Annotated in this window: 20 protein-coding genes and 1 pseudogene; 13 read left to right on the forward strand and 8 right to left on the reverse strand. The window is 60.2% G+C overall.

The window, feature by feature from the left end; all coding sequences use genetic code 11:
• The first annotated feature begins 57 nt into the window (after nucleotides 1–57).
• Together fadD2 and fadD1 are read left to right on the forward strand one after the other, a co-directional pair.
• Nucleotides 58–1746 (forward strand): long-chain-fatty-acid--CoA ligase FadD2, encoded by a 1689-nt coding sequence (fadD2, locus tag LCU97_RS09490; protein ID WP_232776210.1) that lies wholly within the window; start codon nucleotides 58–60, stop codon nucleotides 1744–1746.
• 362 nt (nucleotides 1747–2108) lie between these two features.
• Nucleotides 2109–3800 carry a long-chain-fatty-acid--CoA ligase FadD1 gene (gene fadD1 / locus LCU97_RS09495; RefSeq protein WP_053146207.1) on the forward strand — a complete coding sequence of 564 codons (1692 nt, stop codon included), beginning with the start codon at nucleotides 2109–2111 and terminating at the stop codon, nucleotides 3798–3800.
• A 102-nt stretch (nucleotides 3801–3902) separates the two neighbouring features.
• Here the strand turns inward: fadD1 and LCU97_RS09500 are convergent, their stop codons facing one another.
• A complete protein-coding gene (locus tag LCU97_RS09500; protein WP_232776212.1) occupies nucleotides 3903–4280 on the reverse strand; it encodes a hypothetical protein in 378 nt (125 codons plus the stop codon).
• 194 nt (nucleotides 4281–4474) lie between these two features.
• On the opposite strand from LCU97_RS09500, the gene LCU97_RS09505 reads away from it, so the two are divergent.
• The 3 genes from LCU97_RS09505 (at nucleotide 4475) to def (ending at nucleotide 6330) form a co-directional block, all read left to right on the forward strand.
• Nucleotides 4475–4666, forward strand: a complete 192-nt coding sequence (locus LCU97_RS09505) for a CsbD family protein (protein ID WP_053146213.1) — start codon at nucleotides 4475–4477, stop codon at nucleotides 4664–4666.
• 177 nt (nucleotides 4667–4843) lie between these two features.
• Complete coding sequence (locus LCU97_RS09510) at nucleotides 4844–5794, forward strand: YihY/virulence factor BrkB family protein (RefSeq protein ID WP_053146216.1); 951 nt, start codon at nucleotides 4844–4846, stop codon at nucleotides 5792–5794.
• The gene (def, locus tag LCU97_RS09515; RefSeq protein WP_053146219.1) at nucleotides 5791–6330 is read left to right on the forward strand and encodes a peptide deformylase; all 540 of its coding nucleotides are present in this window, start codon (nucleotides 5791–5793) and stop codon (nucleotides 6328–6330) included. The genes LCU97_RS09510 and def overlap by 4 nt, the downstream gene beginning before the upstream one ends.
• 122 nt (nucleotides 6331–6452) lie before the next feature.
• Here def and LCU97_RS09520 read toward each other — a convergent pair whose 3' ends face one another.
• The 3 genes from LCU97_RS09520 to gntR all read right to left on the reverse strand — a co-directional run bounded on the left by LCU97_RS09520 (nucleotide 6453) and on the right by gntR (nucleotide 8664).
• Complete coding sequence (locus LCU97_RS09520) at nucleotides 6453–6875, reverse strand: GNAT family N-acetyltransferase (protein WP_232776213.1); 423 nt, start codon at nucleotides 6873–6875, stop codon at nucleotides 6453–6455.
• A 94-nt stretch (nucleotides 6876–6969) separates the two neighbouring features.
• A complete protein-coding gene (locus tag LCU97_RS09525) occupies nucleotides 6970–7479 on the reverse strand; it encodes a hypothetical protein (RefSeq protein ID WP_232776215.1) in 510 nt (169 codons plus the stop codon).
• 153 nt (nucleotides 7480–7632) lie between these two features.
• Nucleotides 7633–8664 carry an HTH-type transcriptional regulator GntR gene (gene gntR, locus LCU97_RS09530; protein ID WP_053146225.1) on the reverse strand — a complete coding sequence of 344 codons (1032 nt, stop codon included), beginning with the start codon at nucleotides 8662–8664 and terminating at the stop codon, nucleotides 7633–7635.
• A gap of 216 nt (nucleotides 8665–8880) precedes the next feature.
• Between gntR and LCU97_RS09535 the strand changes: the two genes are divergently transcribed.
• Both LCU97_RS09535 and LCU97_RS09540 read left to right on the forward strand, forming a co-directional pair.
• Complete coding sequence (locus tag LCU97_RS09535; RefSeq protein ID WP_053146228.1) at nucleotides 8881–9414, forward strand: gluconokinase; 534 nt, start codon at nucleotides 8881–8883, stop codon at nucleotides 9412–9414.
• An 89-nt stretch (nucleotides 9415–9503) separates the two neighbouring features.
• Nucleotides 9504–10856 carry a GntP family permease gene (locus LCU97_RS09540; protein ID WP_053146231.1) on the forward strand — a complete coding sequence of 451 codons (1353 nt, stop codon included), beginning with the start codon at nucleotides 9504–9506 and terminating at the stop codon, nucleotides 10854–10856.
• A gap of 131 nt (nucleotides 10857–10987) precedes the next feature.
• Here LCU97_RS09540 and alaC read toward each other — a convergent pair whose 3' ends face one another.
• Nucleotides 10988–12205 (reverse strand): alanine transaminase, encoded by a 1218-nt coding sequence (gene alaC, locus LCU97_RS09545; RefSeq protein WP_053146233.1) that lies wholly within the window; start codon nucleotides 12203–12205, stop codon nucleotides 10988–10990.
• A 206-nt stretch (nucleotides 12206–12411) separates the two neighbouring features.
• Here alaC and LCU97_RS09550 point away from each other — a divergent pair, with 206 nt between their 5' ends.
• Both LCU97_RS09550 and LCU97_RS09555 read left to right on the forward strand, forming a co-directional pair.
• Nucleotides 12412–13074 (forward strand): LysE family translocator, encoded by a 663-nt coding sequence (locus tag LCU97_RS09550; protein WP_232776217.1) that lies wholly within the window; start codon nucleotides 12412–12414, stop codon nucleotides 13072–13074.
• Between the two features lie 78 nt (nucleotides 13075–13152).
• Complete coding sequence (locus tag LCU97_RS09555; RefSeq protein ID WP_053146239.1) at nucleotides 13153–13638, forward strand: GyrI-like domain-containing protein; 486 nt, start codon at nucleotides 13153–13155, stop codon at nucleotides 13636–13638.
• Here the strand turns inward: LCU97_RS09555 and LCU97_RS09560 are convergent.
• Nucleotides 13635–13820 (reverse strand): annotated as a pseudogene (locus LCU97_RS09560) (GNAT family N-acetyltransferase); the annotation flags it as partial. The gene LCU97_RS09555 and the pseudogene LCU97_RS09560 sit on opposite strands and share 4 nt — an antisense overlap.
• 83 nt (nucleotides 13821–13903) lie before the next feature.
• Between LCU97_RS09560 and LCU97_RS09565 the strand changes: the two are divergent.
• The 4 genes from LCU97_RS09565 to LCU97_RS09580 all read left to right on the forward strand — a co-directional run bounded on the left by LCU97_RS09565 (nucleotide 13904) and on the right by LCU97_RS09580 (nucleotide 16489).
• Nucleotides 13904–14338, forward strand: coding sequence for a YybH family protein (locus tag LCU97_RS09565; RefSeq protein WP_232776218.1), 435 nt, complete (start codon nucleotides 13904–13906; stop codon nucleotides 14336–14338).
• Nucleotides 14339–14405: 67 nt separating this feature from the next.
• Entirely contained in the window at nucleotides 14406–14750 is a 345-nt protein-coding gene (locus LCU97_RS09570; RefSeq protein WP_053146245.1) for a YciI family protein, read from the forward strand.
• Between the two features lie 27 nt (nucleotides 14751–14777).
• A complete protein-coding gene (locus LCU97_RS09575) occupies nucleotides 14778–15254 on the forward strand; it encodes an SRPBCC family protein (RefSeq protein WP_053146248.1) in 477 nt (158 codons plus the stop codon).
• On the forward strand, nucleotides 15254–16489 hold the full coding sequence (locus LCU97_RS09580) for an RNA polymerase sigma factor (protein ID WP_053146251.1): 1236 nt from the start codon (nucleotides 15254–15256) through the stop codon (nucleotides 16487–16489). Before LCU97_RS09575 ends, LCU97_RS09580 begins: the two co-directional genes overlap by 1 nt.
• Before the next feature lie 197 nt (nucleotides 16490–16686).
• Here LCU97_RS09580 and LCU97_RS09585 read toward each other — a convergent pair whose 3' ends face one another.
• Both LCU97_RS09585 and LCU97_RS09590 read right to left on the reverse strand, forming a co-directional pair.
• Nucleotides 16687–18030, reverse strand: a complete 1344-nt coding sequence (locus LCU97_RS09585) for an imelysin family protein (protein WP_053146254.1) — start codon at nucleotides 18028–18030, stop codon at nucleotides 16687–16689.
• Nucleotides 18031–18234: 204 nt separating this feature from the next.
• Nucleotides 18235–20286, reverse strand: coding sequence for a putative bifunctional diguanylate cyclase/phosphodiesterase (locus LCU97_RS09590; protein WP_053146257.1), 2052 nt, complete (start codon nucleotides 20284–20286; stop codon nucleotides 18235–18237).
• Between the last annotated feature and the right edge of the window lie 257 nt (nucleotides 20287–20543).

The following is a 20543-nucleotide window of genomic DNA, read 5'->3' on the forward strand; positions in this document are numbered from 1 at the left end:
GCTTCTCGCACAGCTCGGAGGCGGCCCGGGACAGTTCAGGTAAAGAGGACAAAAACAATGCAGCCTGATTTCTGGAATGACAAACGCCCGGCCGGCGTGCCCTCCGACATTGACGTGGGGGCCTACAAGTCGGTCATCGAGGTGTTCGAGCGTTCCTGCAAGAAATTCGCCGATCGCCCGGCGTTCAGCAACATGGGCGTGACCCTGACCTATGCCGAGCTGGAGCGCTACAGCGCGGCATTCGCCGGCTACCTGCAAACCCACACTGACCTGGCCCCCGGCGATCGCATCGCGGTGCAGATGCCCAATGTTCTGCAATACCCGATCGCCGTGTTCGGGGCCATGCGCGCCGGGCTGATCGTGGTCAACACCAACCCGCTGTACACCCCACGGGAGATGCGCCATCAGTTCAAGGATTCCGGTGCCCGGGCGCTGGTGTACATGAACCTGTTCGGCAGCAAAGTCCAGGAAGTGCTGCCCGACACGGACCTGCAATACCTGATCGAAGCGAAGATGGGCGACCTGATGCCCACCGCCAAGGGCTGGCTGGTCAACACCGTGGTGCGCAAGGTCAAGAAGATGGTCCCGGACTATTCGCTGCCCCAGGCCATTTCTTTCAAGAGCGCTTTGCGCCTGGGGCGCGGCCAGGCCATCCGGCCACTGAACGTCAGCCTCGATGACATCGCGGTGCTGCAATACACTGGCGGCACGACCGGGCTGGCGAAGGGCGCGATGCTGACCCACGGCAACCTGGTGGCCAACATGCAACAGGCCAGGGCGTGCCTGGGGCAGTTCGGCGACGATGGTCATCCGCTGCTGCGCGAAGGCCAGGAAGTGATGATCGCGCCATTGCCGCTGTACCACATCTATGCCTTTACAGCGAATTGCATGTGCATGATGGTCACCGGCAACCACAACGTATTGATCACCAATCCGCGAGACATCGGTGGCTTCATCAAGGAGCTGAAGAACTGGCGGTTCTCGCTGCTGCTGGGCCTGAACACGTTGTTTGTGGCACTGATGGACCATCCGGACTTCAGGACCGTGGATTTTTCCCATCTCAAGGTCACCAATTCTGGCGGTACCGCTCTGGTCAAGGCCACCGCCGAACGCTGGAAGCAACTTACCGGTTGCAGCATTACCGAAGGCTACGGTCTGACCGAAACATCGCCGGTGGCGAGTGCCAATCCCTACGGTAACAAGTCCCGGCTGGGTACGGTGGGGCTCCCGGTGCCGGGCACGCTGATGAAAGTGATCAACGACGACGGCGTCGAACAACCCTTGGGCGAGCGCGGCGAGCTGTGCATCAAGGGCCCGCAGATCATGAAGGGCTACTGGAACAAGCCCGAAGCCACCGCTGAAGTACTGGACAGCGAGGGTTGGTTCAAATCCGGCGACATCGCCGTGATCGACCCGGACGGTTTCGTGCGCATCGTCGACCGCAAGAAGGACATGATCATCGTCTCGGGTTTCAACGTGTACCCCAACGAAATCGAAGACGTGGTCATGGCTCACCCGAAGGTCGCTAACTGCGCGGTGATCGGTGTACCGGACGAGCGTTCGGGGGAGGCGGTGAAGCTGTTCGTGGTGGCTCGCGAGGCAGGTGTAAGCGTTGAGGAACTCAAGGCTTACTGCAAGGAGAACTTCACCGGTTACAAGATACCCAAGCACATCGTCTTGCGAGAGTCCCTGCCCATGACGCCGGTGGGCAAGATCCTGCGGCGGGAGTTGCGGGATATCGCCTGACTTGGGAGTTCCATAAAACGTGTGGGAGCGGGCTTGCTCGCGAATGCAGTGTGTCAGTCGACTTTCATTGCCTGACACACTGCATTCGCGAGCAAGCCCGCTCCCACAGGTTCATGTGTATGTCAGAGGTTTTAACAGGGCTTAGTATTTTTACTCTAAAAATGACCACTGAATATTCTTGAGTCGGATTAGTGACTAGGGAGGCCTATTTTGGCTCTAGTCGACCCTTGGCAAAGCTGCTACTCTCGGCGCGCTTTTGTGACTTCTCGGCCTTCATTCAAGCCAGATTCACCAACAAACACACACCAATAATAATCGCATCAAATGCGGTGAGAATTCGCGTTGCTGAGGAGTGGGCTTCCATGATTGAAGACTTTTGGAAGGATAAGTACCCAGCTGGGATTGCTGCCGACATCAATCCAGACGAGTATCCGAATATTCAGGCAGTGTTGAAGCAATCCTGCCAACGCTTCGCCAACAAGCCGGCATTCAGCAACCTCGGCAAGACGATCACCTACGGTGAACTGTACGAACTGTCCGGTGCCTTTGCCGCGTATCTGCAACAGCATACCGATTTGCAGCCCGGCGATCGAATCGCCGTGCAACTGCCCAACGTTCTCCAGTACCCGGTGGCCGTGTTCGGTGCGATCCGTGCCGGTCTTATCGTGGTCAACACCAACCCGCTGTACACGGCGCGGGAAATGGAGCATCAGTTCAACGACTCAGGCGCCAAGGCGCTGGTGTGCCTGGCCAACATGGCGCACCTGGCCGAAAACGTAGTGCCCAAGACGAGCGTCAAACACGTCATCGTTACCGAAGTTGCCGACCTGTTGCCGCCGCTCAAGCGTCTGTTGATCAACAGCGTGATCAAGTACGTCAAGAAGATGGTCCCGGCGTATCACCTGCCCAAGGCCGTCAAGTTCAACGACGTGCTGAGCAAGGGCCACGGTCAGCCCGTGACCGAGGCCAACCCGTCCAGCGACGATGTGGCGGTGCTGCAATACACCGGCGGTACCACCGGCGTGGCGAAGGGCGCGATGCTGAGCCATCGCAACCTGGTGGCCAACATGTTGCAATGCAAGGCGCTGATGGGCTCCAACCTCAATGAAGGTTGCGAAGTGTTGATCACGCCGCTGCCGCTGTACCACATCTATGCCTTCACCTTTCATTGCATGGCGATGATGCTGATCGGCAACCACAACGTCCTGATCAGCAACCCGCGGGATCTTCCGGCGATGGTCAAGGAACTGTCCAAGTGGAAGTTCAGCGGTTTCGTCGGCCTCAATACGCTGTTCGTGGCCCTGTGCAACAACGAAGGTTTCCGCAAGCTGGATTTCTCGGCGCTCAAGGTTACCCTGTCCGGTGGCATGGCCCTGCAACTGGCGGTGGCCGAGCGCTGGAAGGAGGTCACCGGCTGCCCGATCTGCGAAGGCTACGGCATGACCGAGACCAGCCCGGTAGCCACCGTCAACCCGATCCAGAAGGTTCAGGTGGGTACCATTGGCATTCCGGTGCCGTCGACGCTGTGCAAGGTGATCAACGACGCGGGCGTCGAATTGCCGCTGGGGGAAGTCGGCGAGCTGTGCGTGAAGGGGCCGCAAGTCATGAAGGGCTACTGGCAACGTCAGGAAGCCACCGACGAGATCCTCGACAGCGAAGGCTGGCTCAAGACCGGGGACATCGCGCTGATCCAGCCGGACGGCTACATGCGCATCGTCGATCGCAAGAAAGACATGATCCTGATCTCGGGCTTCAATGTGTACCCCAACGAACTGGAAGACGTGTTGGCGACCTTGCCGGGCGTGCTGCAATGCGCCGCCATCGGCATACCGGACGAGAAATCCGGCGAGGCGATCAAGATTTTCATCGTCGTCCGGCCGGGGGCTACGCTGACCAAGGAGCAGGTGATGGAGCACATGCGCGCCAACGTCACTGGCTACAAGGTGCCCAAGGCGGTGGAGTTCCGCGATGCCTTGCCGACTACCAACGTGGGCAAGATTCTGCGACGCGAGTTGCGGGATGAAGAGCTCAGGAAGCTGGGTCTGAAGAAGTAGGGCAGGCTGCAATCCACAATCTGTGGGAGCAAAGCTTGCTCGCGATTGAGGTAGGCCAGCCGACGCAATCGCGAGCAAGCTTTGCTCCCACGGCGGTACCGGTTACAACTTGAACTGGGCGAAATTCAGGTTGGTACCACCGGGCCGCAAATCCTGCAGATACGAATCCTTGTCGGCACTCAGCTCCAGGCTCAGGGCTGCCTTGCGCTTGCCCTGGTTACGTACTTCCAGGCCTTCCATCTTTTCCCGCAGGAACACGGTCGGTACCTTCAAGTGCAGCAGCTCGTCGGTGGTCGGAGTGTGCAGCAACAGATGGACCCATTCGTACTGACCGACGGCCAGGCGTGTCACCGGGATGTTGAACCAGAAGATGTTGCGGTTGCGGTTCAATTCGCTGAAGTGGCAATTATTGACGCCCAGTACGGCACCGCCCAGTTCCTGGTTTCTGCGGGCGATGGCCTGTTTCTTATCGAGTTTCATAACATTCCTACGGGATTGGAGCTTCAGGCCGCAGCCCGAATACGTGGGGCATTCTCGGGGGTTGGCCGGCAAACATAAAGCGCAACCTGCGTTCGACGATGAAATATGCCGCCGAAAAATGAAACTCCCCGCAAACGGCCCCGGTCAACCCTTATGTAATGACTTTTCGTACCGTTGTTCACAGGAGAGACATCATGGGTAGCACGAGCGATAAGGTGAAGGGCGTTGCCAACGAAGCTGTGGGCAACATCAAGCAAGGCGTCGGCAAGGCCACCGATAACGACCGCATGCGCGCCGAGGGCGTGGTGCAAGAGAAAAAAGGTGAGGCCCAGCAAACCGCAGGCAAGGCCAAGGACGCGCTCAAGAAAGGCGTCGACGAGGCTTGACCGGGCTGTCGTGAAAAAACGATTGGAACGGCCATCTGCGGATGGCCGTTTTCATGTCGGCTCGAACTTGCACCTGGGAAATTGTTCCAAAGTCGCCAAACAGGTTACTTTGTCTTGGATAACAACCCTATGAGTCGCCAGACGACCTTCCTTTTTTTGCGGCGAAAGGAGACGCACATGATGTTTCCGGCCTTGAAAGGCTTACCCCTTCATCGTGTGATGATGCGTACCGTGACCGAGTTTCTCGACGACGAGATGTCGACCTACGCCTCGGCATTGGCCTACCAGATGCTGTTTTCGCTGTTCCCCTTCATTCTCTTCCTGATTGCCTTGATCGGCTTCCTGCACCTGCCGGATTTCTTCTCCTGGCTGCGCCTGCAATCGGAACTGGTGCTGCCGCCCCAGGCCCTGGAGCAGGTCAACCCGGTGATCGATCAGTTGCAGCAATCCAAGGGTGGGTTGTTGTCGGTGGGTATCGTCATTGCCTTGTGGACTGCCTCTGCGGGTGTGCGCTTGATGATGAGTGCGATGAACGCCGCCTACGACGTGGTGGAAGGGCGTCCAGCCTGGAAACGCTTCCCGCTGTCGATTCTGTACACGGTCGGCATTGCCGGCATGCTTTTGGCGGCTGCGGCGTTGATGGTGCTCGGGCCGCAGGTGATGGGCTGGATCGCGGCGCAGGTGGGGCTGGAGGAGTTCATTGTCACGGTCTGGACGATCGTGCGCTGGCCGGTGATCGTCTTCCTGCTGATGGTGGCCGTGGCACTGATCTATTACGTAATGCCCGACGTCAAGCAGGAGTTTCGCTTCATCACGCCGGGTTCGGTGCTGGCGGTGGTGGTGTGGATCATCGCTTCCCTGGGCTTTGCGTTTTACGTCAAGACCTTTGCCAACTACAACGCCATGTATGGCAGTATCGGTGCGATTATCGTGCTGTTGCTGTACTTCTATATTTCTTCGGCGGTGCTGTTGCTCGGCGCAGAGATGAATGCGGTGATCGAGCACATGTCTTCCGAGGGCAAGGACCCTGGGGAAAAGAGCCCTGGCCAGCACGAAAAACAGCATGTGTCGGGCCTGGGGCGCGACCATTCCATCCATCACACCCACCCTGACGAAGCCCGACCATGATTCGTGAAATCCTGAAAATGGGCGATGAACGCCTGCTGCGCATCGCCCCGCCGGTGCCTGTCGAGATGTTCGACAGCCCGCAGTTGTGGCAATTGATCGACGACATGTTCCAGACCATGGAAAGCGTTGGTGGTGTCGGGCTGGCGGCGCCGCAGATCGGTGTGGACCTGCAGCTGGTGATCTTCGGTTTCGAGCACAGCGAGCGTTATCCCGATGCCGAGGCAGTGCCCCAGACCATCCTGATCAACCCGCTGATCACACCGCTGAGCCCGTTGATGGAAGAGGGCTTCGAAGGGTGCCTGTCAGTACCGGGCCTGCGTGGGGCTGTGGAGCGTTATCAGCACATTCGCTATGAAGGCTTCGATCCCAAGGGCGAGCCGATCGTGCGGATGGCCTCGGGTTTCCATGCGCGGGTGGTGCAGCATGAATGCGATCACTTGATCGGGCGTCTTTACCCGTCGCGAATCAAGGATTTCAGCAAGTTCGGTTTCACTGAAGTGATGTTTCCGGATCTGGATCCGGCTGCTGACGATTAATTGGACAGCTACACATAACCCCTGTGGGAGCGGGCTTGCTCGCGAATGCGATCTGGCGTCCAACGACGATGTTGACAATCAGTCCGCATTCGCGAGCAAGCCCGCTCCCACAGGGGATGCATTCAATTCAGTGCCTTGGGCACCAACCCCATCGCAATCATCGGCTTGTTGCGGGCATACCGGCTCAGGCGCTCGGCCATCGCATAAGGCAGCGCCGGATCGAAGCTGAAACCGCGTCGCTCATAGAAACCGCGCAAGTCCGGATGGCAGAACAACCACACCGGTTCCTCCACACCTTTGATCGCTTCGGCAATCAACCGGGCGGCGATCCCTTGCTCGCGGTACGCCGGGTCGACAAACAGCCCGGTCAACCAATGCCCGCCCGATACCGGCCGCAGACAGAGGGCTGCGACGATGTGTTCCTCGCGCGCCACCCATAGCTGCGCGTCACGCACTGCTTTCATCGAGGATTGGTGGGCACGATAGAACTTGTTCATCAACGGCCATAGTGGCGCGTCGAGCAGCATGTAGTGAATCTCAGGCATATCAGAGTCGGAGGCGAGGAGGGGCGGGCATTATAACGGTCGGGTGTGAAGCTGCTGGGGCATCATCGGCCCCAGCTTGGAAGGGCTGTTGAGCTCAGACAGCGGCCAGGAAGGGGTCCACGGACGGTTCCTTGGCATCCGTGCGGCGTTCCTGTTCTTTCTCCACTTGTGCGATTGCCGTCTTGTCCTGCATACGCTGGGCAATTTCCTGGCTGACCGCCAGTTTTTTCTCGGGCGGCATTGCCTCGTATTCTTCTTCGGTGATGCCCATCTCCTTGAGAATGCTGTCGCGAAGGCGTTCTTCCGGCGTCTTGCTCATGTAGTCCTTGAACTCGGCCGTTGCAGCGCCACCAACGGTCTGCAACTGCACGCGGGTCTTGGCGAACGCTTCATCGACGTTGTCGCTGATGACCGTGGCCGCGTTGACCTGCTGGGTGGCCTGGCGGGTAGCAGACTCCTGAACTTGGCTGGCCTGGGCCTGGACGTTGTCGCGCAACGCCTGCAGGGCGGCGCTTTGCAGGCCGATGGCGGCCTCCGCCGTGGGGTCCTCCCCGGGACGCTTGAGCGGCAGATTAATCATTTGCTGTTTTGCACTGACCAACATGATGGACACCTGTAGGTAATGGCTGAGCGATGGGCAGGAGCAATTACCATGCCGTCGCTGGAAAGCCCCATGCCACCGGGCTTCAGCGAATGCAGGCAGGCCGCCCGGCGGCCAACCCTTGCCGCCCGGCGGCACGGTTCCACCGCATCGAGATCAGGTGCTTTCGCGAACCTTGAGTTCAAAACCCATGTCGACCACCGGCTGCGCGATGCGGTTGCCGGCCATCAACGTCAGCATCTGCTCGGCGGCACGTTGGCCGATGGCCTCCCGTGGCGTACTGATGCTGCTCAGGCGCGGGACCATATGGGCCGAGGCGGGCAGGTCGTTGAAGCCCAGCACCGATATTTGTTCGGGAATCCTGATGCCACAGCGCAGCGCCTCGAACAGCGCCCCGTGGGCCAGGTCGTCGTTGCCGAAGAAAATCGCATCGACGTCCGGATGACTGGCCAGCAGTTGAAGGAACAACTCGCCGCCCAGGCCCACCGATGACGGGCGTGGCGTCAGCAGCTCCAGGTCCGGGTCATAGAGACCGGCCTTTTGCAGTGCCCGACGAAAGCCTTCGCCACGCAGCAGGGTGCGCTGGTCCAACTGTGCGCCGATGTAGGCCAGGCGTTTGCGCCCCCTGGAAATCAGGTGTTCGGCGGCTGTTTCGCCGGCCTTGAGCTGGGAGAAGCCGACGCAGTTAAGGCCCGCGCCGGGGTCCAGTTCCATCATGTACACACAGGGAATGTTGCTGGCCTCGATCATGCGTCGGGCACTTTCAGTGCGGTCGAAACCGGTCAGCAGCAAACCACGTGGTTGATAGGCCATGTAGTTGCGCAGCAAGTCTTCTTCTTCGTCCCGCGAGTAGTGGTAGTTACCGATCACCACTTCGAAGCCCTTGGGTCTGAGCACGCGATGGATGGCTTCCAGGGTGTCGATGAACAGCAGGTTGGACAACGACGGCACCAGTACCACTACCGAATGGCTTTGCGCCGAAGCCAGGGCGCGGGCGGCGGGATTGACCACGTAGTTGAGTTCAACGGCGGCGTGGCGGACTTTTTCCACCAGCTCGGTGGCAACGGTGCTGACCCCGCGCAGGGCTCGGGAGGCGGTGATGGGGCTGACGCCAGCCAGTCGTGCGACTTCGTTGAGCGTAGGGCGACCGGTGGTGCGTGTATTTTTATCGTTTTTAGGGACAGTCATCAGGGTGGCTTGCCAAACAAAAATCAAGGCACTAAGGTAGCGCTGTCTCGACGTGGCTGCAAATACGTGACCGGGGTTTTGCCTGATCTCCGCCCGTGGATGTCGTGAACGAACATGCTGCAACTACAAAAATGACAAGAAGGCGTCGGCAACTTCTGCTTTTGCATTGGTGTCATAACTCGCAAAGGTAGCGCTGTCTGCGCGCTGAGGTGTTACATGAACAATCCCATCACCGCCCTCGTCATCATGGGCGTTGCCGGTTGCGGCAAGACATGCGTCAGCCAGGCCCTGTGCCAGTTGAGCGGCGCCACCGCCATCGAAGGCGACACTTTCCACCCAGCGGCCAACATCCAGAAGATGAGTGCCGGTATTCCCTTGAACGACGACGACCGTGCCGGCTGGCTCGACAGCCTGTGCGAAGAGCTGCGTCGTGTCGATGCCAGGGGCGAACGCCCGGTGTTGACCTGTTCGGCCCTCAAGCACAGTTATCGCGAGCGCCTGCGCAGCGCCTTGCCGGGCCTGGGCTTCGTATTCCTCGAACTCACACCTGAAGTGGCTGCCGACCGGGTTTCCCATCGTCCGGGCCATTTCATGCCGTCGACCCTGATCGATAGTCAGTTCGCCACCCTCGAGTCGCCTGTCGGCGAGCCCTTGACCCTGGCCCTGGATGCATCCAGCCACAGCGTCGACGAGCTGGCACGTGAGGCTTACGTCTGGTGGCTGGCCCACGGCCTCAAGCTCGCCAGCTGAGTTTTTTCAACGCGTCAGAAAGACAGCGCTGTCCCGACAGCTAACGAATAACTGCTTCAATAACAACAACAAATCAGGAGACACCTCCCATGTTTGGCATGTCCCACGAGACGTTTCTGCTGCTGGATGCAGTGGTCACGGTGATCGGACTCATCGTCCTCATCACCAAGTTCAAGTTCCATCCCTTCATTGCCCTGACCATCGCCGCCGCGTTCCTCGGCCTGACATCGGGCATGCCGACCGGCACTATCATCAAGGCGTTCCAGGACGGCTTCGGTGGGGTGCTGGGCTTTGTCGGCATCATCCTAGCGCTGGGTACGATGCTCGGAAAAATGATGGCCGAATCGGGGGGGGCCGATCAGATCGCCCAGACCCTGATCCGCGCCTTCGGCAGGGAAAAGGTGCAATGGGCCATGATGTTCGCCGCGTTCCTGGTGGGCATCCCGCTGTTCTTCGAAATCGGCTTCGTGCTGTTGATCCCGCTGGTGTTCATCGTCGCGCGCCGCACCGGCGTATCGATCATCAAGATCGGTATTCCGCTGTTGGCCGGTCTTTCCGCCGTCCATGGCCTGGTACCACCGCATCCGGGGCCGTTGCTGGCGATCGGCATATTCGGCGCTGATATCGGCAAGACCATTCTCTACGGCCTGATCGTAGCGCTGCCGACCGCCATCATCGCCGGGCCGATCTTCGGTACGTTCATTGCCAAGCACATTCCCGGTCACCCGAACCAGGAGCTGGTGGACCAACTGGCCCGGGAGACGAATGCCGCCGAACTGCCAAGCTTCAGCATCACCCTGATCACCGTGCTGTCGCCGGTATTCCTGATGCTGCTCAAGACCTTCGCGGATGTGGCGCTGCCGGACGGCAACCTCTTCCGGGTCTGGATGGACATGATCGGCCACCCGATCTCGGCCTTGCTGCTGGCTTTGCTGCTCTCGCTGTACACCTTCGGCTACAAGCAGGGCATCGGTTCCAACCAGATGCTGAAGTGGCTGGACGCCAGCCTTGCTCCGACGGCTGCGATCATCCTGATCATCGGTGCCGGCGGTGGCTTCAAGCAGATGCTGGTGACCAGCGGCGTGGGTGACGTGATCGGCCACATGGCCGTGAGCGCGCAGATTTCTCCGATCCTGCTGGCCTGGCTGGTGGCGGCGGTGATCCGTATCGCCACAGGTTCGGCGACCGTGGCAACCATTACCGGTGCCGGTATCGTGGTGCCGGTGGTGGGGATGATTCCGGGTGTGAACCGTGAGCTGCTGGTCCTGGCCACCGGTGCCGGCTCGCTGATCCTGTCGCACGTGAACGATGCGGGTTTCTGGTTGGTCAAGCAGTACTTCAACATGACCGTGGCCGAAACCTTCAAGACCTGGACAGCGATGGAAACCATCCTGTCCGTGGTGGGGCTGATCTTTATCCTGCTGTTGTCGCTGGTGATCTGACCGAAACGCAGTAACCAATGTGGGAGCATGGCTTGCCCGCGATCCAGACACCTCGATCCCAAGTCGACCGCGTCGTCTTCATCGCGGGCAAGCCTTGCTCCCACAGGCCCGCTCCCACAGTGGGTTTTGCGTCAGGCGTTGGTCTTTTGTACCAGCCCATCCGCCCGGAACATTGCGCGGATTCCACGCACGGCCTGACGGATCCGGTCCTGGTTCTCGATCAGCGCAAAGCGCACATGATCATCCCCATATTCCCCGAACCCCACCCCCGGCGAGACGCACACCTTGGCTTCGGCCAGCAACTTCTTGGCGAACTCCAGCGAACCCAAATGCGCATAGGCCTCGGGAATTCTGGCCCAGACGTACATCGATGCCTTGGGATTTTCCACCATCCAGCCCAGCTCATGCAGGCCCTTGACCAGCACATTGCGGCGTTGGCGGTACTGCTCGGCGATGTCGCGCACGCATTGCTGGTCGCCTTCGAGCGCGGCGATGGCGGCCACTTGCAGCGGGGTGAAGGTGCCGTAGTCGTGATAGCTCTTGATCCGCGCCAGAGCGCTGACCAGCTCCGGGTTGCCCACCATGAAGCCGATGCGCCAGCCCGCCATGTTGTAGCTCTTGGACAGGGTGAAGAACTCCACCGCGATGTCCTTCGCCCCGGGAACCTGCATGATCGACGGGGCTTTCCAGCCGTCATAGACGATGTCGGCGTAGGCCAGGTCGTGGATCACCAGCACGTCGTATTGCTTGGCCAGGGCGATGACCCGCTCGAAGAAGTCCAGCTCCACGCACTGTGCGGTGGGGTTGGACGGGAAGCCCAGGATCATCATCTTCGGCTTGGGAATCGAGCCGCGAATGGCCCGCTCCAGCTCGTCGAAGAAATCCACGCCAGGCACCAGCGGCACCGAGCGGACCTGGGCGCCGGCGATCACCGCACCGTAGATGTGGATCGGATAACTGGGATTGGGCACCAGCACCGTGTCGCCCTGGTCCAGGGTCGCCAGCATCAGGTGGGCCAGGCCCTCCTTGGAGCCGATGGTGACGATGGCTTCGCTCTCGGGGTCGATGTCCACCTCATAGCGGTCCTTGTACCAGCGCGAAATGGCGCGGCGCAGGCGTGGGATGCCCTTTGAGGTGGAGTAGCCGTGAGTGTCTTCGCGCTGGGCGACGGTGACCAGTTTTTCCACGATGTGCGGGGGCGTGGCGCCGTCGGGGTTACCCATGCTCAAGTCGATGATGTCTTCGCCGCGCCGACGCGCAGCCATCTTCAGCTCGGCAGTGATATTGAATACATAGGGGGGGAGTCGATCGATGCGCGCAAAGCGGCGCGACGAACCTTGTTCGGCCATTGTTGCCTCGAGATACGTGAGCGCCCGGAACCGTCCGAGCGACGTTGGCCACTGCGGTGGCCTGCGGCGCAAGATAAGGGCGTGCAGGGGATATTGTCCAGTGGCGGCCGACAACTATTTTCGACGACACTGTCGAGCCGGTCGCAGGACCCTGGTTGTCGACTGCGCGCCCTAAACCCGTCGTACCTCTTCGAATGGACTGAACAATGGAGTTTTCCAGCGGTTTCCTGCTGAGCCTTTCCTTATGCCTGGACATTGGCGTGGCCAACATTGCGATGATCACCCTGGCCATGCAGCGGGGCTATTTCCAGGGTTTTGCCCTGGGCCTGGGGACATGTGTGGGTGACCTGATCTACGCCGTGCTGGCGCTGGCCGGTATGACGGTATTGTTGCAATACGAGGCGGTACGCTGGGTCTTGTGGATCGGCGGCTCAGGGTTGTTGCTGTACTTTGCCGCGAAAATGGTCCACTCAGCGATTCATCACGACGCGGTGCTGGTCCAGGCTTCCGAGGCCCGCGATAACTCCTCTCGCCAGGAGTTTTTCCGAGGCATCTTCCTGGCCATGTCGTCGCCCAGCGCGATCCTCTGGTTCGCGGCGGTAGGCGGTACGCTCATTGCCCGCTCAGGTGGTGGCACGCTGCTCAGCTCGGCACTGTTCCTCAGCGGGTTCCTGAGTGCCGGTCTGCTGTGGTGTGCGGGCGTGTGCCTGGCGGCGACCCAGGGCGGCAAGCTGTTGGGGGATAAATTATTACGTTATTCCTATTGGGCATCCGCTGCGATCTTCTGCTATTTCGCGCTCTACGTGATCGTTTCTGGTTACAACGAGTTCTTAAGCGTCGCCACTGGCCCTGCGATTTTCGGAGCCTGAAAAGCGAAACGGCCTGGCGATCATGGTTTGGCTTCTATACTGCCAAGCCCGACTTCATGTTTTGCGGAGTGTTGACGCATGGAAAAGCACGAGCGCGATTACACAGCCCAGCCACGTTTTGAACAGGGACACTTTCAGCTCATTGCCGGTTTTGGCGCTCGTTTTACCCCCGAAACCGCCCAGGATATTCCTCTGCTCTGGGAAAAGTTTTTACCCTGGCTCGGTGAGGTGCCAGGGCAGGTCAGTGACGTGACCTACGGCGTGTGCTGCAATCCGGATGGCAAGGGCGGGTTCGAATACATCGCCGGCGTCGAGATCAGCCGCCTGGACGATTTGCCGGAACAATACCGCTGGATCGAGCTCCAGCCTGCCCACTATGCGGTGTTCGAACATCGGGGGCCGTTGAAGACGTTGCCGGAAACATTCCGGTATATCTGGAAAGAGTGGTTGCCTCGATCAGGCCATGAAGCAGCGGATCAACCGGAGTTCGAACGCTACAGTGAAGACTTCAACCCCAGGACCGGCGAAGGCAGCCTGGAGGTCTGGATACCGCTCAAAGCCTAGAAGATCAATCCCATCCGCCGTCCATGACCGGCGAGGCCCTTGTAGGCCTCGCCGTTGTCGACCCGGCCCAGTCAGGTATACAAGCTGATCGCCGATTCGTTACGGGGATCGACCGAGAGCTCCAGACCCCTGATTTCCGGCCAGACTGCACGCGCCACGGCGGGCAATGCCTCCAGGCCGGCAAATTATTTTTATCCGGATTGTCGATTCTCCGTTTCTCCAGACGACCAAGGGTGTCTTCAACAAAAACCTGCGGAGAACCAGCATGAATACCCAAGCCACCGAAACCGAAATCCAGGCCCTGATCGATACCTATCGCCAAGCTGTCATGGCCAAGGACGTCGAAAAAGTCATGGCGCTCTACGACGAGGACATCGTTTCGTTCGATGCCATTCAGGCCTTGCAATTCAAAGGCAAGACCGCCTATCGCGCCCATTGGCAGGCCTGCATGGAAATGTGCCCCGGCCCGCACAAGTTCGACTTCCATCAAATCCGGATCACCCCGGCGGACAACATTGCCTTCGCCCATTGGCTGGCCTATTGCGGCGGTACCAACGACAAAGGCGAAGAACAAGCTTGCTGGATGCGCGTAACGGCTTGCTATCAACGCGTCGCCGGGCAATGGAAGATTGTCCATGAGCATTGGTCGGCGCCGTTCGACCCGATGGCCGGTACCGCGATCTTCGATCTGCAGCCCTGATCGTCGGTTTTTTCTCCATCGCACGGTTCTACCGTCATAGTTGATCAGTTCGATCCCGGAGCTTTCCATGAAGTACTTATGCCTGGTGTATAGCAACGAGCAAACGCTGCACGACTCGCCCGACAGCCCGGAGGATGCGGAATGCCTGGCTTACGCGGAGTCGGTCCAGGGCAGCGGACGGATGATCGCCGCCGAGGCCCTGGAGTCGGTACAGACCGCCACCACGGTACGCATGCGCGGTGGCAAGCTGTCGATCACCGACGGCCCGTTCGCCGAAACCAAGGAGCAACTGGCGGGCTTCTACCTGATCGACGCCAAGGACTTGAACGAGGCCATCCAGGTCGCCGGCAACATTCCGGCGGCCCGGGTCGGCTGTGTCGAAGTCCGGCCGGTACGCCAACTGAACCCCTGAACAACAATCACAAACAGGATATTGCCCATGAACCTCAAGCCTGCCTCTTTCGAGTTATCCATCAGCCGGTTGATCGATGCTCCGCGCCAGAAGATCTTCCGCGCCTGGACCGAACCGGCCCTGCTGGCGCAGTGGTGGGGACCCCATGGCATGACTACGCCGGAGTGCGAGATGGACCTGTGGGTCGGTGGCCAGTTCCGCACGCTGATGCGTGCGCCCGACGGCAGCGAGTACCCGACCATGGGGGTGTTCCTGGAAATCGTCGCGCCGCAGCGGTTGGTGTTCACCGATGCATTTCTTCCCGGCTGGCTGCCGTCAGGCAAAGCCTTCATGACCGCCGAGGTGGTGCTTGATGACGAGGGTGGTAAAACCCGCTACACCGCCCGTGCCCTTCACTGGAGTGAAGAGGACCGCCAGGCGCACGAGGCCATGGGTTTTCATGAAGGCTGGGGGGAGAGTCTGGACCGGCTCGAAGCACTGGTCACCCAAGGTATGCCCGACTGATGTCGGCCGAAGCGGTCAAGACGCGGGTCGAGCAGGTCTATCGCCAGGACTCGCGACGGATCCTGGCCACACTGATTCGCCTGCTGGGGGACTTCGACCTGGCGGAAGAGGCGCTGCACGAGGCGTTTTTCATTGCGGTCGAGCGTTGGCAGCTCGACGGTGTGCCAGACAATCCTCGGGCGTGGCTGGTGTCCACGGGACGCTTCAAGGCGATTGACCGTTTGCGCAGACGGGCGCGCTTCGCGGCATCGCGACCGATGTTGATCGCCCAGCTCGAAGCGCTGGAACAGTCCGATTGGAGCGACGAAGATTTGGAAGATGACCGTCTGCGCCTGATTTTCACCTGCTGTCACCCGGCGCTGGCGGCGGATGCCCAGGTGCCGCTGACATTGCGGGAGGTGTGCGACCTGACCACCGAAGAAATAGCCCGGGCTTTCCTCGCAGCTCCAGCGGCCATCGCCCAACGCATCGTGCGGGCCAAGGCGAAGATTCGCGATGCGAAAATTCCCTACCAGGTGCCCTCCCGCTCGGAACTGCCCGAACGGCTGGACAGTGTCTTGCGGGTTATCTATCTGGTGTTCAACGAAGGCTATTCGGCCTCGATGGGGGTCGAATTGACTCGGGAAGACCTGACCCGAGAAGCCATACGCCTGGCGCGCCTGTTGATGGAGTTGCTGCCTGAGGCCGAGGTCATGGGATTGCTGGCCCTGATGCTGTTGCACGAGTCCCGTCGACCGGCGCGCACCTCCGATACCGGTGAATTGATCCTGCTGGATGAACAGGACCGCTCCCTGTGGGACGCTGAGCTGATCGCCGAAGGTTGTGCCCTGGTGGAGGCTGCGCTGAATACCCGTCGATTCGGTCCCTATTGCCTGCAAGCGGCAATTGCGGCGGTCCATGCCGAAGCAGCGACTGCCCAAGAGACGGATTGGCCGCAGATCGTCGGGCTTTATGACGTGCTGCTGCGCGTCATGCCGTCACCGGTGATCGAACTCAACCGCGCCGCCGCCCTGGCCAAGCGCGACGGGCCGGCGGCGGGGCTGGATCTGATTGATGCAATCCTGCGGCGTGGCGAGTTGCTCGACTATCACCTCGCTCATTCGGCGCGGGCGGAGTTCTGTCGGCAATTGGGGCGAGTGGAGGAGGCGAGGGCTGCGTACCGGCGTGCGCTCGAGTTGACGCAGCAACTGCCGGAGCGGCGGTTTATCGAGGGGCGGCTGGCGGGGTTGCTGTGACCTGTGGCTAGACACTGCCTGCGTGGGCACCCGAATGCAACTGTGGGAGCGAGCCTGCTCGCGATAGCGGTGGACCTGTCGACAGAGATGTTGGCTGACCTGACGCCATCGCGAGCAGGCTCGCTCCCACAGGGATGCGGGTGTTTCAGTCAATAAAAAGGCGACCCGAAGGTCGCCTTTTTATTCAGCAGCGTTGATCAGAACTCGTGATCAGCGTTGTCCGGGTTCAGATCGCTGATGCCCAGCTTGCCGGCGGCCTGTTCGATTGAACCGGTCTGCTTGACCAGCGCGGCGATGGCGTCGCGCACGATCTGGTTGCCGGCGGTATTGCCTGCGGCGATCAGCTGGTCGTAGTGCTCACCCTTGTTGGCATGATCGACCATGACCTGGATCTTGGCTTCGGTGTCGGCCAGATCGGCCTTGAGCGCGGTGTCCGCAGCCGGATCGGCCTTGGCCACCAGGGACGACAGGCTGGCGCCGGTCATCTTGGTGCCGTCTACGCGGGTGTATTCGCCCAGGTACACGTTACGCACGCCCTTGGCGTCGTAGAAGTGCGAGTAGTGGGTGTTGTCGCTGAAGCAGTCCTGCTCGTCTTCTGGCGAGTTGGCTTCCAGGGACACCTTCATGCGCTCGCCCGCCAGTTCGCCCAGGGACAGGCTGCCCATGCCGAACAGCATTTTGCGCAGGCCGCTTTCGGCAGGCTCGGCTTCCAGGGTGGCGCGGTAGTTGTCGGCCACGTTCGGCTTCCAGTTGCCGACCATTTCTTCCAGGTCGCTGACCAGCAGTTGGGTCACCGACTTGAGGTAGGCACGACGACGGTCGTTGTGGCCGCCGGTGGCACCCGCGCCTTGCAGGTAGTCGGACGCAGGACGGTTGCCGGCACCCGGACCGGTGCCGTTGAGGTCCTGGCCCCACAGCAGGAATTCGATGGCGTGGTAGCCGGTGGCGACGTTGGCCTCGGAACCGCCCAGCTCGTTCAGGCTGGCGAGTTTTTCCGGGGTGATGTCTTTTACGTCGACCTTGTCTTCGCCCACCTGCACTTCAGTGTTGGCAATGATGTTGGCGGTGGCGCCCGGGTTGCCCAAGGCGTGTTCGTAGGACTTGTCGACATAATCGATCAGGCCTTCGTCCAGTGGCCATGCGTTCACTTGGCCTTCCCAGTCGTCGACGATGGTGTTGCCGAAGCGGAACACTTCGCTCTGCAGGTAAGGCACGCGGGCGGCGACCCAGGCTGCCTTGGCGGCTTTCAGGGTCTCGGCGTTCGGCTTGGCCAGGAATGCATCAATGGCGGTCTGCAGGGTTTTCGCGGTGGATTCGGCATCGCTGTAGACGGCATAGACAATGTCGGCGTAATGCGCGACAACGGCCTTGGCGGCGGCTTCGTCGACCTTGCCGCTGGCAGCCGGGGTGGCCGGTGCGGCAGTGCTGGCGGCCGGCGTCGGCGCTTGCGGCGCGGCAGCCTTGTCCTTGCCTTCGCCGCAACCGGCGAGGGAAATAGCGATGGCCAGCAGACTGGCGGAAGCCAGGGGCATACGAATCATGGCGAACATCCTGCTTCGGTAATGGATGGGACTGGCGCGAGGGCGCGCAAAAGGTGCGACATAATGCGAAAGATTTGCATTATGTGTAAAGGGCGTGACTGTAAATATTTCTAGTCTGTAGATGAAAGATTGCAGCCCGGATCTGCGCCTTGAAGCATTTCCATCCCCCGACAGGCGCGGACCCGGCAGCGCTTTTTGAAACCTTCAGAGAATGAGGGCCTTGCTGCGCTGTGCCTGCTTCAGGTACGCCCCCAGTTCCCGGGCCGGAAGAGGCTTGCTGTAGTAGTAGCCCTGACCTTCGTGACAGCCCTCGGAAATGATGTAGGCCTCTTGCTCGACCGTCTCGACCCCTTCGGCGATCACCTGCATCCCCAGGCTTTTGCCCAACTGGATGATGGCCCGGACGATGGTTGCGTCGTCTTCGTCTTCGAGCAGGTCCTGGACGAAGCTCTTGTCGATCTTGATCTTGTCCAGCGGCAGGCTCTTGAGGTAACTCAGGGACGAATAGCCGGTGCCGAAATCATCGATGGCTATCAGCGCGCCGGAACGGCGCAGGCTCAGCAAATGCTGGGCGGCGGTGGTGATGTCTTCCATCAGGCCGGTTTCGGTGACCTCCAGTTCCAGGCTGCGGGGCGGCAGGCGGTACCTTTGCAACAGGTTGTTCACCACTCGGGGCAGTTCGGCGTGATGCAGTTGCACGGTCGACAGGTTGACGGCCATGCGCAACTCGATGAAGCCCTGGTCATGCCATTCGCGCAGTTGCTTGCAGGCCTGGTCCAGTACCCATTCGCCGATGGCGATGATGGTGCCGTTCTGCTCGGCCAAGGGAATGAACAGGTCGGGTGGCACGAAGCCGTGCTCCGGGTGATGCCAGCGGATCAGGGCTTCGGTACCCACCACGCGCAGGTCGCGGTAGCTGATCTGTGGCTGGTACGCCAGGGTGAACTGATCCCGGACCAAGGCCTCGCGCAGGTCTTTTTCCAGCTCGCGGCGTCGGCGCATTTCGCTGTCGACACTGGCAATGTAGAACTGGTAGCGATTGCGCGAGCGGGTCTTGGCCAGTGTCATGGTCTGCTCGGCTTTCTGCAGCAGCTTCTCCGTATTGCCGCCATCTTCAGGGAAAAGAGTGATACCGATGGTGGCCCGCAAACGGATGTCATGATCGTCGAGGGCGAAGGGGGCTTCCAGGTCATCGAGGATGCTCTGGGCCAATTCGGCGGCTTCATAAGGCTGTTCGATGTCGGCCTGGACCAAGGCGAACTGATCGCCCCCCAATCGCGCCAATGCCCCCAGGCGTCCGCTGTGGGCCCGCAGCCGATCGGCCAGGGCCAGTAGCAATTGGTCGCCGGTCTGGTAGCTGAATTGTTCGTTGATGCCCTTGAAATCATCCAGGCCCACGCACAGCACCGCCACCCGACGTTGCAAGCGGCCAGCATCCACCAGGATCTTGTCCAGCTGCTGCTGGAGTTGCTGGCGGTTGGGCAGGCCGGTGAGAAAGTCGTATTGCGCCATTCTCAGCAGGCTGTTTTCCGCTTCGTGGCGCAGGTGCGTGTTGCGCTCGATAGAGGAAAGCAACTGGTTGGCCGTGTTGATCCACAGACCCAGCTCGTTCTGCTCATGGCCTCGCAGCAGCGGAATCTGGTGTTCGCTGGGGCGGTCGGGGTTGATTTCGGTCAGGTGTTCGATGATGCGCGACAGCGGCTTGGTCAGCATCCAGTGATAGACCAGGTACAGCACCAGGCCCATCGCCAGGGCCCGCAGCATGCCGGAAATAAAGATGACCACCGAGCTCACAATGAAACTGTGTCCGTAGCTGGCCGTATCGAGGGTGATGCTCAGGTCGCCGTAGTATTCGCTGAACGGACCGCGACCCACCAGTTGCGTAGTAAAAGTACGTTCCTTGTCCAGGATGAGGTCGGTCAGCCAGCGGCTTTTCGAATCCTGCAGGGGCCGGGTCTTTTCCGCGAGCATGGTTTCGCGAGGGTGACCGATGGAGGCCATGCGTACGGCTTTGTCCTGGAACAGTCCTTCGATCACTTGCATGCCCATTTCCCGATCGAGGCTGTAGACGGCCTGGGTCGAAGGATCGCGGAACATATCGAGGATTCGCAGGGCGTCGTTGGTAACGGCCTGGTTGGTTTTGTAGGCATCGAACACGATCTGAGCGCAGCTCAAGATCATGCCGACGATCAATGCCGAGATGAGCACGACCCGGAGCAACTTCACAGACAAGCTGTTCTTTAATTCCAGCTTCAAAGAGGGATTCCTTGTACCGTGCGGGTAGCGTCAAGTTGCCATGAGTATTGGCAATCCTGTGATGTCAGTCAAAGGGACAATCGAACACAGGGAGTTTCGCCTGGAACATGGCCGATATACGGTTCTTTCAGAGTGATTGCTCTATGGTCTTTATGTCGGTTGGGAGGGGGCGCAACTTGAGCCCGCGGGGGATTTTTTGTTGGGATTCGGACGTGAGGTCGTTTCCAGCGTTCCGATAGCCGGGCCCTTTCCCGTCG

It is taken from the genome of Pseudomonas uvaldensis (genome assembly GCF_021271205.1).
Lineage (GTDB): Bacteria > Pseudomonadota > Gammaproteobacteria > Pseudomonadales > Pseudomonadaceae > Aquipseudomonas > Aquipseudomonas uvaldensis.

Bases quoted from the DNA above. Each gene is read 5' to 3' on its own strand.
- fadD2 (WP_232776210.1), top strand. From the start codon at position 58: ATGCAGCCTGATTTCTGGAATGACAAACGCCCGGCCGGCGTGCCCTCC.
- fadD1 (WP_053146207.1), top strand. From the start codon at position 2,109: ATGATTGAAGACTTTTGGAAGGATAAGTACCCAGCTGGGATTGCTGCC.
- LCU97_RS09500 (WP_232776212.1), bottom strand. From the start codon at position 4,280: ATGAAACTCGATAAGAAACAGGCCATCGCCCGCAGAAACCAGGAACTG.
- LCU97_RS09505 (WP_053146213.1), top strand. From the start codon at position 4,475: ATGGGTAGCACGAGCGATAAGGTGAAGGGCGTTGCCAACGAAGCTGTG.
- LCU97_RS09510 (WP_053146216.1), top strand. From the start codon at position 4,844: ATGATGTTTCCGGCCTTGAAAGGCTTACCCCTTCATCGTGTGATGATG.
- def (WP_053146219.1), top strand. From the start codon at position 5,791: ATGATTCGTGAAATCCTGAAAATGGGCGATGAACGCCTGCTGCGCATC.
- LCU97_RS09520 (WP_232776213.1), bottom strand. From the start codon at position 6,875: ATGCCTGAGATTCACTACATGCTGCTCGACGCGCCACTATGGCCGTTG.
- LCU97_RS09525 (WP_232776215.1), bottom strand. From the start codon at position 7,479: ATGTTGGTCAGTGCAAAACAGCAAATGATTAATCTGCCGCTCAAGCGT.
- gntR (WP_053146225.1), bottom strand. From the start codon at position 8,664: ATGACTGTCCCTAAAAACGATAAAAATACACGCACCACCGGTCGCCCT.
- LCU97_RS09535 (WP_053146228.1), top strand. From the start codon at position 8,881: ATGAACAATCCCATCACCGCCCTCGTCATCATGGGCGTTGCCGGTTGC.
- LCU97_RS09540 (WP_053146231.1), top strand. From the start codon at position 9,504: ATGTTTGGCATGTCCCACGAGACGTTTCTGCTGCTGGATGCAGTGGTC.
- alaC (WP_053146233.1), bottom strand. From the start codon at position 12,205: ATGGCCGAACAAGGTTCGTCGCGCCGCTTTGCGCGCATCGATCGACTC.
- LCU97_RS09550 (WP_232776217.1), top strand. From the start codon at position 12,412: ATGGAGTTTTCCAGCGGTTTCCTGCTGAGCCTTTCCTTATGCCTGGAC.
- LCU97_RS09555 (WP_053146239.1), top strand. From the start codon at position 13,153: ATGGAAAAGCACGAGCGCGATTACACAGCCCAGCCACGTTTTGAACAG.
- LCU97_RS09565 (WP_232776218.1), top strand. From the start codon at position 13,904: ATGAATACCCAAGCCACCGAAACCGAAATCCAGGCCCTGATCGATACC.
- LCU97_RS09570 (WP_053146245.1), top strand. From the start codon at position 14,406: ATGAAGTACTTATGCCTGGTGTATAGCAACGAGCAAACGCTGCACGAC.
- LCU97_RS09575 (WP_053146248.1), top strand. From the start codon at position 14,778: ATGAACCTCAAGCCTGCCTCTTTCGAGTTATCCATCAGCCGGTTGATC.
- LCU97_RS09580 (WP_053146251.1), top strand. From the start codon at position 15,254: ATGTCGGCCGAAGCGGTCAAGACGCGGGTCGAGCAGGTCTATCGCCAG.
- LCU97_RS09585 (WP_053146254.1), bottom strand. From the start codon at position 18,030: ATGATTCGTATGCCCCTGGCTTCCGCCAGTCTGCTGGCCATCGCTATT.